We start from the raw sequence: 14,588 nt of genomic DNA, 5'->3' as shown, positions 1-14,588 counted from the left end.
TCTGGCGGTTGCTGGTGCTTGTCTTTTTTTATTCATGTACTCGCTTGTTGCTGAGACGCTTGCTACACAAATTGGACGCCTGATTACCCGGTTGACGGAGATTCCTATGAATAAGATGGCGGCCGGAACGCTCGGATTAACTGCAGGACTTCTTCTTTCATTACTGCTCTATCCCGTATTGTCCTGGCTTGGTTCGCTAGAGGTATTTGCCCAATTGGCGGCTTCAACCCTATTTGGCTACATAGGACTGTATGTTGCTTTGGAGAAGAAGGATGAACTGTCCTCGCTGTGGAAGTCGGGGCAGTGGGAAGCTCATCGGAGGAAGAAGAGAAGCTGGAGCATCATAAAATATTAGACACTAGTGTCATTATCGATGGACGTATCGCGGATATTTGTAAGACGGGTTTCATTGAAGGAACGATTGTGATCCCGGGATTTGTACTTGAGGAGCTTCAGCATATCGCTGATTCATCGGACCTGCTCAAGCGTAATCGTGGCCGCCGCGGCTTGGATATTCTGAATAAGATTCAGAAGGAGCTGGACGTGAAAGTCATGATCTATGAAGGGGATTTCGAGGAAATCTCGGAAGTGGATAGTAAGTTGGTTAAACTGGCGAAGGTGCTGCAGGGCAAAGTCGTTACCAATGATTTCAACTTGAATAAGGTATGCGAGCTTCAGGGTGTATCGGTGCTGAACATTAATGATCTGGCCAATGCGGTTAAGCCGGTCGTTCTGCCAGGTGAGGAGATTATGGTACAGGTAATCAAGGATGGTAAGGAGCACGGCCAGGGCGTGGCTTATCTGGATGATGGGACGATGATCGTTGTTGAAGGTGGACGGGATTTCATAGGCAGCATCACGGAAGTACTTGTTACCAGCGTATTGCAGACTTCTGCGGGACGAATGATCTTCGCTAAACCGAAACTGTTGGAAAAAGCCCAGTAAATTCGGTATGATGAGAATAAATGCGAGGATGCCCCTGCGGCTTAGGCGTGAGGGGGACCTATATGTATGTTCAAAAAGGCTGGTTTTCAGCACCGAGAAGGTTGGATGAAGCTAGGGACTGAGGAGCGGAGCGTACGTAGTTGGTACGTGAGCACCGGAAGGCCCGCTGAATTCAAGATTCGATGTCGAATAGCTCTCAGTGTTACTTCGTGATCAAAAGCAGACATTTTGAACTACCTCTGATGGCATAATTCTAGTCTGGGTGAGGCAAAGCACATGAATACTGAGACAAGTCCCCATGTTGGGGCTATCGTAGTGGCGGCCGGTCGGGAACCCGTATGGGGACGATAGAGAGTAAGCAATACTTGCTGCTTCAGAACAAACCGATCATCGTTCATACATTGGAGATGTTTGACCGCCACCCTATGATTGAAGAGATAGTACTTGTGACTGGTGAGCAGGATGTAGAGCGCTGCAAGACCTGGATTAGCGAGTACGGTATCACAACAAAAGCAAAAGTTATTCCGGGCGGCGCGGAGCGTCAAGAATCGGTGTATCTGGGGCTTCGGCAAATCGAAAGCCCCTATGTACTGGTGCATGACGGCGTACGCCCTTTTGTGACGGAGGAGCAGATTACGGCTTGTATTGAGGCAGCCGTGGATCATGGTGCGTCCGTTCTTGCTGCGCCTGTGAAGGATACGATCAAGCAGGTGAACGAGCAGGGGCAAGTGATCGGTACGCCCCCTCGCCGGAGCTTGTGGGCGATACAGACCCGCAAGCTTTTCGCTGTTCACAGCTGCTTGATGCTCATGAACAGGCCGCACAGGATGGTTTCGTCGGTACAGATGATGCGATGCTGCTGGAGCGGCTCGGCCTTCCCGTCAGAGTGGTTGAAGGGGGATATCGTAACATCAAGATCACGACGCCAGAGGATTTGGATTACGCTGAATTTATATTGCGTCATAATTAAAGATTAGATTTCAAAAAGTCCGGTTTTCAGTACGATGAACAATTTTGATGGGGAGAGAGATGATATGATAGCTGTAGGACAAGGATTCGACGTGCATCAATTGGTAGAGGGGAGACCTTGTATTATCGGCGGGGTGACGATTCCTTATGAGAAAGGGTTGCTTGGGCACTCTGACGCTGATGTTCTGCTGCATACGATAAGCGATGCAATTTTAGGCGCGCTTGCGCTGGGGATATTGGGCGTCACTTCCCAGATACCGATCCAGCTTATAAGGATGCGGATAGTCTTGAGCTGCTGAGACTGGTTTGGAAGATGGCGCAGGATCGCGGTTACCGTCTCGGCAATCTGGATGCGACGATCATCGCGGAGCGGCCTAAGATGGCGCCGTATGTTCCGCAGATGGTGGAGATTATCGCTAAAGCTCTGGGAGCTAAGCCTGAACAGATCAACGTGAAGGCTACGACGACGGAGAAGCTAGGATTCACGGGCCGCGGCGAAGGAATTGCGGCACAATGTATTGTATGTCTGATGAAGGATATGCTATCATCTTGAGGTTGTAGGGTTAACTTATAATTAACTGACTAATTCTAATATATAGCCAGTTCCGACAGTTAGCTGTATTCATTTACACGAATCGGGAGGGGATTGGAATGACGGAAGTTCGTGTGCGTTATGCGCCGAGTCCGACAGGACATTTACATATTGGCAATGCCAGAACGGCTTTGTTCAATTATTTGTTTGCAAGACATCATGGCGGGAAATTCATCGTTCGTATTGAAGATACCGATGTGAAGCGGAATATTGCTGGCGGTGAAGAAGACCAGTTCAAATACCTCAAATGGCTTGGTATGGACTGGGATGAGAGCGTTGATGTGGGCGGTAATTACGGCCCGTACCGGCAGACGGAAAGACTTGATATTTACAAGACCTATTGGCAGGATCTGCTGGATCGCGGACTGGCTTATCGTTGTTATTGTACAGAAGAGGAACTGGAGAAAGAGCGCGAGGAGCAAACGGCTCGCGGTGAGACCCCACGTTATTCCGGCAAGTGTCGGCATCTGAGTGCAGAGCAGATCGCGGCTCACGAAGCTGAAGGACGTGGCTGCAGCATTCGATTCCATGTCCCGGCAGGAAGAACCTATACATTTGATGATCTTGTTAAAGGACCGATTACGTTTGAATCCGACGTCAGCGGTGATTTTGTTATCGTGAAGAAGGATGGAATTCCAACGTATAATTTTGCGGTAGCACTGGATGATCATCTGATGGATATTACGCATGTACTTCGCGGTGAGGATCATGTCTCCAACACCCCGCGTCAGTTGATGATATATGAAGCCCTCGGTTGGGAGCCACCGCGTTTCGGACATATGACCTTGATCGTCGGCGACAACCATAAGAAGCTGAGTAAACGTGACGAATCGGTAATCCAGTTCATGGAGCAATACGACAAGCTCGGCTACTTGCCGGAAGCGATGTTCAACTTCATCGCCCTGCTTGGATGGTCTCCGGAAGGGGAGCAGGAAATCTTCTCGAAGGAAGAACTGATCTCCATTTTCGATGAGAATCGTCTGTCGCGCAGTCCTGCGGTATTTGATAAGCAGAAACTAGCCCACTTGAATAACTATTATATTAAGAATGCTGATCCTGAACGAATCGCGTCTATGGCGATTCCGCATCTGCAGGAAGCATCACGCCTGCCAGCTGAGCTAACCGCCGAGCAGGAGGCATGGGCTAATAAGCTGGTTGCCCTTTATCAGGAGCAGATGATTGCTGCATCAGATATCGTCCCGCTGTCAGAGATGTTCTTCCGTGCAGAGGTTGCGGTTGATGAGGAAGCAGCTCCTATACTGGCGGAGGAGCAAGTTCCTACAGTACTGAGCGCATTCCTGGCCAAGATCGAGGCGATGGATGAATTCTCGGTCGAGAATATCGGTGCTTCTATCAAAGCAGTTCAGAAAGAAACAGGCGTCAAAGGTAAAGGGCTGTTCATGCCGATCCGTGTTGCTCTGACCGGACAAATGCATGGCCGCGATTTGAACCAGACGATCTACCTGTTGGGACAAGAGCGCGTGAAGGAGCTTCTGCAGTCGCGGATCTAAGTTGTCAATAATATATTGTCAGTTTTAGTGTCTTTCGAGTAAGATAGAACCAATATAAGTTTCTTTATTAAGAAGTGATTTATAGCTTGTTTTGCAGGGGAATCCCTGTAAGCTATCGGCATAGATCGGGAGAAGTACGCAAGAAGGCGGATTGAACAGAGAGGATAATCGGGAGGCGATGAATATCGCTTCGGGCTGGAAGTTATCTCAATCTTGCGCAGCGGAAATGCACCCGGGAGCTGCAACATCGAAGGGCCTATTGGACCAGTAGATGCTGCCGTATTATCCGCGTTAAGGATCTCCATAAAGGGGAGAGGATCCGGATTTCATTCGCCATTGTGTGGCGTTATGGGAGACCGCCTTACCCGAAGCAGAGTGGAACCACGCATGAAGCGTCTCTGCAGCTCTAGGCTGCAGGGGCGCTTTTTTGACATTCGGGGGAGATCTGGCGTTATTTTTCATTGTATATAGGCAGGTCGCGATGGATCCGCAAGGAAAGAGGGGAGCTATGTTCAAAATAATCAAATCCGACATTGAGGCGGTATTTGAGAATGACCCGGCGGCACGGGGCTGGTTCGAGGTAGTCTTTACCTATTCCGGCCTACATGCAATATGGAGTCATAGGATCGCCCATTCCTTCTATCGGCACCGCTGGTTTACAGCAGCCAGGACGGTGTCGCAGATTAGCCGCTTCTTTACCGGGATTGAGATTCATCCGGGGGCCACGATCGGCAAGCGTCTTTTCATTGACCATGGTATGGGGGTTGTCATTGGCGAGACTTGCGAAATCGGGGATGATGTGGTTATCTATCAGGGGGTAACCTTGGGGGGAAGTGGCAAAGAGAAGGGGAAGCGCCATCCAACAATTGGGAACAATGTTGTCATCGGCTCAGGTGCGAAGGTGCTTGGTTCCTTCAAGGTAGGAGACCAGGCGAATATCGGGGCCAACTCAGTCGTCCTTAAGGAGGTTCCTCCAGGTAGTACGGTGGTTGGAATTCCAGGCAAAGTGGTCCGTCAGGATGGCAAGCGTCTGGATCGTTTGAATCACCAATTGCCCGATCCAATGGTTGATTCTATGCGGGCGATGCAGCAGGAGATCGAACAGCTACGGGCCGAAATCAAGACGCTGCGGCAAAGTATGCCGGATGAATCACGCGTGGAGCAATAAGTGATTAACGAATTTGAAGATTACTATATTTTAAGTGTATGTTCAAATAGTCCGGTTTTCAGCACCGAGAAGGTTGGATGAAGTTAGGGACTGAGGAGCGGAGCGTAGGCAAAACCTACGTGAGCACCGGAAGGCCCGGCTGAATTCAAGATTCGACGTCGAGATGCCTCTTGATTCACTTCGTGATCAAAAGTGGACTTTTTGAACAACCTCATATACGAAAGGACAGAGCGCATGGCACTGCAAATCTATAACACATTAACCCGGACGAAGGAGAAGTTCGTCACTCAGGAGCCGGGGAAAGTTAAAATGTATGTATGCGGACCAACTGTATACGGATATATCCATATCGGAAATGCAAGGCCGGTTATATTCTTTGATGTGGTTCGCAGCTATCTGGAGAACCAGGATTATGATGTGAACTATGTGGTGAACTTTACGGATGTAGACGATAAGCTAATCCGCAAAGCTGAGGAGATGAAGCTGCCTGTACCTGAAGTGGCAAGCATGTTCATCGAGGCGTTCTATGCTGACCTGGAAGGTCTACGCATTCCACGTGCCACGGCGAACCCACGCGTTACCGAGAACATGGATGAGATTATTGGTTTCATTCATGAGCTGGAGCGCAAAGGCTTTGCTTATGAAAAAGGTGGCGATGTCTTTTTCCGCACAAGCAAATTTGCCGATTACGGTAAGCTCTCAGGCAGAATATCGAGGAGCTGCAGTTCGGCATCCGTATTGATGTTGACACCCGTAAAGAGAGTCCCGTTGACTTCGTATTGTGGAAAGCAGCCAAGCCAGGTGAGATTTCCTGGGATAGCCCATGGGGTCAAGGCCGTCCGGGCTGGCATATCGAATGCTCGGCGATGTCACGGTTATTGCTTGGCGATACGCTCGATATTCATGGCGGAGGACAGGACTTGGAATTTCCACATCATGAGTGTGAGGTTGCACAGTCCGAAGCGATGACAGGCAAGCCGCTGGCTAATTATTGGATGCATAACGGTTATGTTAATATCGATGGCGAGAAGATGTCCAAATCGCTTGGCAACGGAGTTCTGGTTAAAGATTTGTTAACTCGACATAAGCCTGAGGCAATTCGCTATGCGATCCTGTCGACCCAATACCGCAACCAGGTGAATTTCTCCGCAGAGACGATGGATCAGGCAGAGCGCAGCGTAGAGCGGATTTCCAACGCGTTGAGCAATTTGCTGTATCGCTTGAACAGCTTGGAAGTAGAGGGCACAGATAGCCAAATTACAGATGCGTGGGGCAGAAGCTGGCGGGAATTTCAGCGGCATTCCATGCAAAGATGCAGGATGATTTCAATACTCCGGATGCGATCACTGCGATGTTTGACTGGGTAAGCGAAGTGAACAGTTTACTACAGCAGAACGATGTGAATCGTGCTGATCTGGAAGCGGCCCATCAGTTATTCAAGGAAATGAACGGAGTTCTGCGTATCGCTGTTGAAGCAGAGGCGGAGCTTCTGGACGATGAGATTGAGGCATTGATCGCAGAGCGTACAGAAGCGCGCAAGGCCAAAAATTGGGCGCGTGCCGATGAGATCCGCGATCTGCTCGATGCGCAGGGAATTATTCTGGAAGACACGCCACAGGGTATGAGGTGGCGTCGTAAATGACAGATCCGAACAGCGAGGTAAACAGCGCGAAGCAAGATCATTTGGCAGAAGCAGCGGTCTCTGCATCGCCTGCGCCGCTCTGGTTCCCGGAGCAGCCAGCCAAACCGGCTGAGGCTGCTTCCGCCGCTGGCGCTCGCCTATATTGGCGATGCGGTATTTGAGGTAGCCGTGCGCCAGCATGTGATGGCCAAGCCTAATTTACGGCCGCATCATCTACATGGCCAGTCTACAAAATATGTATCTGCCAAGGCGCAGGCCAGACTACTTGCTCTGCTTGAGTCTCAGCTCTCCGACGATGAGAAGGATGTTGTCCGGCAAGGTCGGAATGCGAAATCGGGGACAGTTCCGAAGAACGCGAATGTATTAGACTACCGTCAGGCAACCGCTTTTGAGAGCTTGGTCGGATACTTATATTACACCGGGGCACATGATCGCTTGCGCGAACTGATCGCTGCAGGCTTCCAGCTGCTAGAGGAAGAAGAACGATAAGCACATAGGTTGAAATCAAATAAGAGCAGGGAATAGGCAAGAGGGTGAAATGATTCTGGAGAAGCGTAGCGTTCGCCTTTGTGAATGGATTTCCACCTTGTTGGGTTCTAATAGATCAGGAAATCCATGAACAACAGCGATCGGAAGAACATTTCACCCGGCTGCCTTTATCCAGAAGAAGTACTTCAACCTCTACGGACAGATTATATACGGGAGCTATAGCTCCTTGGGAGGATATAATGATGGAAGATCAAGAATGGATTGCCGGTAAGCACTCCTTGATGGAGGCGCTTAGAGCTGGCCGAACAATCAATAAGATATGGATCGCTGAAGGTGCGCAGAAGCATTTAACACAACCGATTATAGCTGAAGCCAAGGCCCAAGGTATCGTGGTGCAATTTGTCGATAAGCGCAAGCTCGATACGATGGTACCAGGCATGCAACATCAAGGTGTAGTAGCCCAGGCGGCTCCGTATGCCTATGTCGAGGTCGAAGATTTGCTTGCAAAGGCGGCTGAACAAGGGGAAGCGCCCTTCCTGCTCATTCTCGATGAACTCGAGGACCCGCACAATCTAGGTTCGATTTTGCGTACTGCGGAATGCACGGGTGTTCATGGTGTCATTATTCCGAAGCGCCGCTCCGTTGCAGTGACGGCTACGGTATCGAGAACATCGGCAGGTGCTGTCGAATATGTTCCTGTTGCTAGAGTAACTAATCTTGTGCAGACGATGGAACAGCTGAAAGAAGCTGGCGTATGGATCGTCGGAACTGATGTCGCGGCGAAGGAAGAAATCTATGGAGGCGGCAAAATATTAGGTGGACCCGTGGCGATCGTTATCGGGAATGAGAACAAAGGGATGGGTCGTTTGGTTCGTGAGACCTGTGACGTGCTGCTCAAGTTACCGATGAACGGACGCCTTAATTCTCTGAACGCTTCGGTTGCCGCCGGAGTAATGATGTATGAAGTAATGCGCATTCGCCGCGCCGAAGGATAGCGCCTATGCGCGACAAGCGCGATGTTCTTCTTGTAGACGGGTACAATATGATCGGCGGATGGTCATATCTGGCCGCTTTGTCCAGGAATGATTTGCAGGCAGCACGTGATTCTCTGCTGGAACGTTTGGCGGATTACCAGGCTTTCTCGGGTAGGCAGGTCGTCGTTGTTTTTGATGCTTATCAGGTGCCTGGGCTGGGCAAATCCTTCACTCAGAATCAGGTAGATGTCCACTTCACCAAGGAGAAGGAGACGGCTGATGAATGTATAGAACGGCTCTGTCACGAGTTTGCAAGGCCCAGGCGGCAGATCTATGTTGCGACAAGTGACATGGTAGAGCAGCATGTGATCTTTGGTCAGGGTGCGCTTCGCGTGTCAGCCCGTGAACTGCTGATTCAGATTGAACAGAGCGAGAAGGAAGTTCAGGCCAAGATTGTGGAACGGAGCAACAGTACCAGCCGAAATACGATCGACTCCAAGTTGAGTCCGGAATTGCGGAAAATGTTCGAACGTTGGCGAAGAGAATAAAACGTTATCATTTTTTCGCCTTTATACCCTTGACATTGTTTTCCTTTACATCTTTTGGCACTTTTCTTGTTGACGCTATCATGCGCCTTCGTATATACTGTTCGTATTACTTGAATGAGTGACGGGGCACCGTGCGTTGCAGCCGGAGGGATTTATAGTGAGTGTCAACCTCGAGAGATGGGTTAGGTTTGACTATGAAATCCAAAGTGATGAGGACATTGTCGAAGCCGTTCAGAATGGCGACAGTGAAGCGTTGGAGTACTTGATCAATAAGTACCGTAGTTTTGTTCGAGCTAAAGCCAGATCCTACTTTTTGATCGGTGCCGACAGAGAAGATATCATTCAAGAAGGAATGATAGGTCTTTATAAGGCGATCCGGGATTTTCGAGGAGATAAGCTTGCTTCGTTCAAGGCCTTCGCCGAGCTATGCATTACCCGCCAGATCATTACTGCGATCAAGACGGCAACAAGACAGAAGCATATACCGCTTAATTCCTATGTCTCTTTGGACAAGCCGATATACGATGAGGATTCGGATAGGACGTTACTGGACATTATCTGCGGTTCACAGGTATGCGACCCTGAGGAGCTGATCATTAACCAGGAAGAATTTGTAGGCCTGGAAGATAAGATGTCTGAAATACTTAGCGACCTGGAACGTAAAGTTCTCATGCTGTATCTTGACGGCCGCTCGTATCAAGAGATCGCGGTGGATTTAGACCGTCATGTCAAATCGATTGATAATGCTCTGCAAAGAGTAAAACGAAAATTAGAACGCTATTTGGAAATTCGCGATGTTGGAATTTAGCAATTCCGGGTGCGATAGATCTTGGTAGTTGGAAGATAAAGGGAGGCTAGATGCATAGCCGCCCTTTTTTAATAGGCCTAATCGGGTTTATCTTCCAAATTGGTGACCGATACTAGATCTAATCGCTAAACAAGGTCGAACCACTCGTTGACACAGAAATAGCCATATGATAAAGTGTTTTAGGTAGGCCTAAATTCACTTTTGCGAGTTTGGGCTAATTAAAGAGACTTCTCAGTTGAAGAATGTCTTCGGGAGGTGCACATCATGCGGGTAATTATTACGTTGGCTTGTACGAACTGCAAACAAAGAAACTACACGACAACCAAAAACAAGCGTAACCACCCGGACCGCATGGAGATGAAGAAATTTTGCAAGTTTTGTAACGAGCAAGTTCCTCATCGCGAAACCAGATAGTCTTTGGAGGTGCAGTCGCGCATGAAACGCAGTTTCAAGTCGTTGATTTCTTTTTTCTCTGAAAGCTGGGCTGAGCTTAAAAAGGTTCGCTGGCCTAATCGTAAAGAGCTGACGAATTATACGCTTGTTGTGCTAGGTACAATAGTAGTTGTCGCTGTTTATTTTTGGGTACTTGATATCGGCATTTCTGCTGTGATCGAAGCGATAATTTAAGAAGGGTCCTTAGGTGGCTTGATATGGAAAAAAGATGGTACGTCGTTCATACCTATTCTGGGTATGAGAACAAAGTCAAAGCCAACTTGGAAAAGCGCGTCGAGTCCATGGGCATGGAAGACAAGATATTCCGCGTTCTTGTTCCAATGGAAGAAGAAGTGGTAAACAAGGATGGCAAGAAGAAAACAGTCATGCGCAAAGTTTACCCCGGATATGTCTTGGTGGAAATGATCCAGACTGACGATTCCTGGTATGTTGTTCGCAACACGCCGGGTGTAACCGGATTTGTCGGATCTACAGGGTCGGGCTCCAAGCCTACACCTCTGCTTCCTGAGGAAGCAGAACAGATTTTACAACATATGGGCATGGAAGAGCCGAAGCCTGTCGTAGAATTCGACCTCAAAGAATCCGTACGCATCAAAGTTGGTCCGTTTGCTAATTTTGTCGGCAGCATTGAAGAAATTCTCGTCGACAAGAGCAAGCTGAAGGTTCATGTCAACATGTTTGGTCGAGAAACCCCGCTTGAGCTTGATTACAATCAAGTGGAAAAGATATAGGTTTCTTAGGGTTTCACGTGGGAGGGGCGTTAAGCTCCGTCAACCACTATTAGGGCAAGGAGGTGTCTCACATGGCAAAGAAAGTAATTAAAGTGGTGAAACTGCAAATTCCTGCAGGGAAAGCGAATCCTGCGCCTCCAGTAGGTCCGGCGCTCGGTCAAGCAGGTGTCAACATCATGGCATTCTGTAAGGAATTCAACGCTCGTACCGCTGATCAAGCTGGTTTGATTATTCCAGTAGAAATCTCGGTGTTTGAAGACCGTTCCTTTACATTCATCACCAAGACTCCACCGGCAGCTGTATTGCTTCGTGTAGCAGCGAAGATCGAGAAAGGTTCCGGTGAACCAAACAAGAAGAAGGTTGCTACCGTTAAACGCGACGTTGTTCGTCAAATTGCGGAGCAAAAAATGCCTGACCTTAACGCAGCATCCGTTGAATCGGCTATGCGCATGGTTGAAGGTACTGCTCGTAGTATGGGCATCACAATCCAAGACTAATTCTTGGAGAACGGGTGGAGATGTTATACATTTTTATCCGAGGATGGATTTTTAAATGTGTCTAACACATTATTGAAAATACCATCCCTAGTGGGAGGATTTTCCGCTAATACCACAAAAGGAGGACGAATTCATGGCTAAACACGGTAAGAAATACCTGGAAGCTGCTAAGCTGATTGATAGCGAAGCATTTTATGAGCCTTTGGAAGCTGTTGAATTGGTGAAAAAGGCTGCGACTGCAAAGTTCGACGAGACCGTTGAAGTAGCAGTTCGTTTGGGCGTAGACCCTCGTAAACAAGACCAAGCCGTTCGTGGTGTTGTAGTCTTGCCGCATGGCACAGGTAAAACACAACGCGTATTGGTATTCGCCAAAGGTGAAAAAGCGAAGGAAGCAGAAGCTGCTGGAGCAGATTTCGTTGGCGATCAAGATATGATTAACAAAATCCAACAAGGCTGGTTCGAATTCGATGTCTGCGTAGCAACACCGGATATGATGAGCGAAGTTGGTAAATTGGGCCGTCTGCTCGGTGGTAAAGGTCTTATGCCTAACCCTAAAGCAGGTACCGTTACTTTTGACGTTACCAAAGCGGTTCAAGAAATCAAAGCGGGTAAAATTGAGTATCGTCTTGACAAGCAAGGTCAAATTCATGCGCCAGTTGGTAAAGTTTCCTTTACTGCAGAGCAATTGAACGAAAACCTTAAAGCACTTGTTGATGCACTGAACCGTGCTAAACCAGCTGCTGCTAAAGGCGTATACTTGAAGAACATCGCGATTTCCTCGACGATGGGCCCAAGTGCTCATGTTAGCACAGCTTCTTACAAGTAATACCAGCCTCGCTTAGCGAGAACGGGATTGACTTCAGGTAAATCTCTTGGTAAACTGAACGAGTTGTTCTAAGATGGGATCTAGATTTGAATATGTTTACCGTAGACAGTAGGTGCCGTAAGGCTTAATTTCCTACCGAGGTGTTCTGATAGAGCGTCAACCTATGATGACTTATCAAGCCTTCGTAATTCTACGGAGGCTTTTTTCATACGAGAAGAGCCTCTACTAAAACTTATAGGAGGTGTACAGTGTGGCAAACGCAAAAGTGATTCAAGCAAAACAAGAAGCTGTTGATGTGGTTACTTCGAAGTTGCGCGAGAGCGCGACTACTGTAGTTGCTGACTACCGCGGACTGAACGTTGCTCAAGTTACGGAACTTCGCAAACAGCTTCGTGAAGCTGGTGTGGAATTCCAAGTGCTTAAGAATACGCTTGTTCGCCGTGCGACAGCAGCTGCTGAGCTTACTGAACTAGACGAAGTGTTGACTGGTCCTACAGCCATCGCTTTCAGTGTAGAAGATGCAATAGCTCCAGCAAAAATTCTTAACGATTTCGCTAAGAAGAATGATGCGCTTAAAGTGAAAGGTGGCGTGGTTGAAGGCCGTGTTGTTGGCGCAGACCAAATCAAAGCGCTCGCGGAACTTCCATCCCGTGAAGGTCTCCTTTCGATGCTCCTCAGCGTGCTTCAAGCACCTGTTCGCAACTTCGCTTTGGCAGTCAAAGCCGTTGCAGAGAAGAAGAAGGCGCAGCAAGCGCTTAATCTTCTTGAGAAAGTTAGCTAGTTAAAATTAACGAAAATCAAATAAAATAACGGAGGTTCTATCATGAGTAAAGAAGCAATCTTGGAAGCCATTAAAGGCATGACTGTTCTTGAACTGAACGATCTTGTAAAAGCAATTGAAGAAGAATTCGGCGTAACTGCTGCAGCTCCAGTAGCTGTAATGGGCGGCGCTGCAGGCGGTGCTGAAGCTGCTGAACAAAGCGAATTTGACGTAATCTTGACTAGCGCTGGTGCGTCCAAGATCAACGTAATCAAAGTGGTTCGCGAAATCACTGGTCTTGGCTTGAAAGAAGCTAAAGAACTCGTTGACAACGCACCAAAACCATTGAAAGAAAAAGTAAGCAAAGAAGACGCTGAAGCTGTTAAAGCTAAATTGGAAGAAGCAGGCGCAACTGTAGAAGTAAAATAATCGTTTCTTCTATAGCAAACCCCTTGAACTTGATTCAGGGGGTTTGTTTTTGAATAATTCTGATTTTTGATCCTGGTGCTCTCTTTGCTCTTCGGGCTGTAAAAGTTGAAAGAATGAAATTCAGGATTAAAGGCAACCGGGTGAAATGTTCTTTCGATCGCTGTTGTTCGTGGATTTCTTGATCTTATAGAATCTAACAAGGGAGAAATCTACTCACAAAGGCGAACGCTACGCTTCTCCAGAATCATTTCTCCCTATTGCCTATTCCTTGAATTCTATGTTCATATGAATCTACGAGCCCGGACGCAAGGGATCCCCAGACTCAAAAATGTAGGCTGGGTACGAGGGTGAATTAGGAAAATACTGCTCCCAGTTTGAATAGGTAGTACGTTGATTTTGCAGTATTTTGGCTAAACTAGGATGATGATGTCGGGATAACGTAAGGAAATGACGTTACGGAGGAAGTTTAAGAATGTCTGATCACTACTATACCAGTCGTCCCACTGCAGAGCATGACCGTAAAAATTGGGAAGCGGAACTGCGGGGCACAAGCTACGCTTTGTTAGTGATGCCGGTGTGTTTGCCAAAGGAGGCGTCGATTACGGCAGCCGTACCTTAATTGAAGCTATGGAAATTCCAGCAACCGCGAAAGTGTTGGATGTAGGCTGTGGCTATGGCCCGATTGGGCTGACGGCAGCCAAGTTGGCTGTTCAAGGTCATGTTACCATGATTGATGTGAATGGCCGGGCAGTAGAACTGGCGCGTGAGAATGCAAGAAATAATAAGATTGATAATGTCACGATTCTAGAAAGTGATCTGTTCTCTGCACTGGATGGGGCTGTGGAGTACGATGTAGTACTGACGAATCCACCGATACGTGCCGGGAAAGAAGTGGTACATGCCATTTTTGAAGGTGCTTATGAGCGGCTGCGCTCAGGTGGCTCTTTATGGATCGTGATCCAGAAGAAACAGGGTGCGCCTTCAGCGAAGGCGAAATTGGAGTCATTGTTCGTTCAAGTCGAGGAAGTTACGAAGGATAAGGGATATCGTATTTATCGGGCGATCAAGTAAGAGCCCCAGCAGCACAGGCTCTCTTTAACGGAAGTGCATGCTCTTATTTGGCTATAACCAAGGAGTTTTTTTTAGTTTAGTGATCCATCGTATATGCTGTTTCAGGCATAAAAAAGCCAAAAATAATGTTTGACTTGAGATACCCGTTGTGATATTATTATAAAATGTCAGTATT

The 14,588-nt window shown here is 48.0% G+C and carries 12 protein-coding genes, 6 pseudogenes and 1 other annotated feature; all 18 genes and pseudogenes read left to right on the top strand.

Going from position 1 to position 14,588, the window contains the following annotated elements; genetic code table 11:
• Positions 1 to 7: 7 nt before the first annotated feature.
• Positions 8 to 945: pseudogene (locus RE628_RS25940) on the top strand (PIN/TRAM domain-containing protein); the annotation flags it as partial.
• Positions 946 to 1,283: 338 nt separating this feature from the next.
• Positions 1,284 to 1,915, top strand: a pseudogene (ispD, locus tag RE628_RS25935) (2-C-methyl-D-erythritol 4-phosphate cytidylyltransferase).
• 64 nt (positions 1,916 to 1,979) lie between these two features.
• Positions 1,980 to 2,467 (top strand): annotated as a pseudogene (ispF, locus tag RE628_RS25930) (2-C-methyl-D-erythritol 2,4-cyclodiphosphate synthase).
• 98 nt (positions 2,468 to 2,565) lie between these two features.
• Complete coding sequence (gltX, locus tag RE628_RS25925) at positions 2,566 to 4,017, top strand: glutamate--tRNA ligase (RefSeq protein ID WP_309156176.1); 1,452 nt, start codon at positions 2,566 to 2,568, stop codon at positions 4,015 to 4,017.
• A 508-nt stretch (positions 4,018 to 4,525) separates the two neighbouring features.
• Positions 4,526 to 5,185 carry a serine O-acetyltransferase gene (cysE, locus tag RE628_RS25920; RefSeq protein WP_309159574.1) on the top strand — a complete coding sequence of 220 codons (660 nt, stop codon included), beginning with the start codon at positions 4,526 to 4,528 and terminating at the stop codon, positions 5,183 to 5,185.
• 234 nt (positions 5,186 to 5,419) lie between these two features.
• Positions 5,420 to 6,827, top strand: a pseudogene (cysS, locus tag RE628_RS25915) (cysteine--tRNA ligase).
• Positions 6,824 to 7,316 (top strand): annotated as a pseudogene (locus RE628_RS25910) (Mini-ribonuclease 3). The pseudogenes cysS and RE628_RS25910 overlap by 4 nt, the downstream one beginning before the upstream one ends.
• Before the next feature lie 242 nt (positions 7,317 to 7,558).
• Positions 7,559 to 8,311, top strand: a complete 753-nt coding sequence (gene rlmB, locus RE628_RS25905) for a 23S rRNA (guanosine(2251)-2'-O)-methyltransferase RlmB (RefSeq protein WP_309159573.1) — start codon at positions 7,559 to 7,561, stop codon at positions 8,309 to 8,311.
• Positions 8,312 to 8,316: 5 nt separating this feature from the next.
• Positions 8,317 to 8,838: an NYN domain-containing protein gene (locus tag RE628_RS25900; RefSeq protein ID WP_309156175.1), complete on the top strand. Its 522-nt coding sequence runs from the start codon at positions 8,317 to 8,319 to the stop codon at positions 8,836 to 8,838.
• A 154-nt stretch (positions 8,839 to 8,992) separates the two neighbouring features.
• The gene (gene sigH / locus RE628_RS25895; RefSeq protein WP_375143137.1) at positions 8,993 to 9,646 is read left to right on the top strand and encodes an RNA polymerase sporulation sigma factor SigH; all 654 of its coding nucleotides are present in this window, start codon (positions 8,993 to 8,995) and stop codon (positions 9,644 to 9,646) included.
• 264 nt (positions 9,647 to 9,910) lie between these two features.
• Positions 9,911 to 10,060 carry a 50S ribosomal protein L33 gene (rpmG, locus tag RE628_RS25890; protein WP_071784256.1) on the top strand — a complete coding sequence of 50 codons (150 nt, stop codon included), beginning with the start codon at positions 9,911 to 9,913 and terminating at the stop codon, positions 10,058 to 10,060.
• Between the two features lie 21 nt (positions 10,061 to 10,081).
• Entirely contained in the window at positions 10,082 to 10,273 is a 192-nt protein-coding gene (secE, locus tag RE628_RS25885) for a preprotein translocase subunit SecE (RefSeq protein ID WP_068779088.1), read from the top strand.
• Between the two features lie 23 nt (positions 10,274 to 10,296).
• On the top strand, positions 10,297 to 10,830 hold the full coding sequence (gene nusG, locus RE628_RS25880; RefSeq protein ID WP_120463635.1) for a transcription termination/antitermination protein NusG: 534 nt from the start codon (positions 10,297 to 10,299) through the stop codon (positions 10,828 to 10,830).
• A 71-nt stretch (positions 10,831 to 10,901) separates the two neighbouring features.
• Positions 10,902 to 11,327 carry a 50S ribosomal protein L11 gene (gene rplK, locus RE628_RS25875; RefSeq protein ID WP_044482537.1) on the top strand — a complete coding sequence of 142 codons (426 nt, stop codon included), beginning with the start codon at positions 10,902 to 10,904 and terminating at the stop codon, positions 11,325 to 11,327.
• A 133-nt stretch (positions 11,328 to 11,460) separates the two neighbouring features.
• Positions 11,461 to 12,153, top strand: a complete 693-nt coding sequence (rplA, locus tag RE628_RS25870; protein ID WP_309156173.1) for a 50S ribosomal protein L1 — start codon at positions 11,461 to 11,463, stop codon at positions 12,151 to 12,153.
• Between the two features lie 81 nt (positions 12,154 to 12,234).
• Positions 12,235 to 12,368: a sequence feature (ribosomal protein L10 leader region), on the top strand.
• Between the two features lie 35 nt (positions 12,369 to 12,403).
• Positions 12,404 to 12,934: a 50S ribosomal protein L10 gene (gene rplJ, locus RE628_RS25865; RefSeq protein ID WP_309156172.1), complete on the top strand. Its 531-nt coding sequence runs from the start codon at positions 12,404 to 12,406 to the stop codon at positions 12,932 to 12,934.
• Positions 12,935 to 12,976: 42 nt separating this feature from the next.
• On the top strand, positions 12,977 to 13,342 hold the full coding sequence (rplL, locus tag RE628_RS25860) for a 50S ribosomal protein L7/L12 (protein WP_309156169.1): 366 nt from the start codon (positions 12,977 to 12,979) through the stop codon (positions 13,340 to 13,342).
• A 472-nt stretch (positions 13,343 to 13,814) separates the two neighbouring features.
• Positions 13,815 to 14,413: pseudogene (locus RE628_RS25855) on the top strand (class I SAM-dependent methyltransferase).
• Positions 14,414 to 14,588 lie beyond the last annotated feature (175 nt).

It is taken from the genome of Paenibacillus sp. D2_2 (assembly GCF_031199965.1).
In the GTDB taxonomy this organism is placed as follows: Bacteria; Bacillota; Bacilli; order Paenibacillales; family Paenibacillaceae; genus Fontibacillus.
Note: the sequence above shows the minus strand (reverse complement) of the source record. Positions and strands in the feature narration are given on the sequence as shown.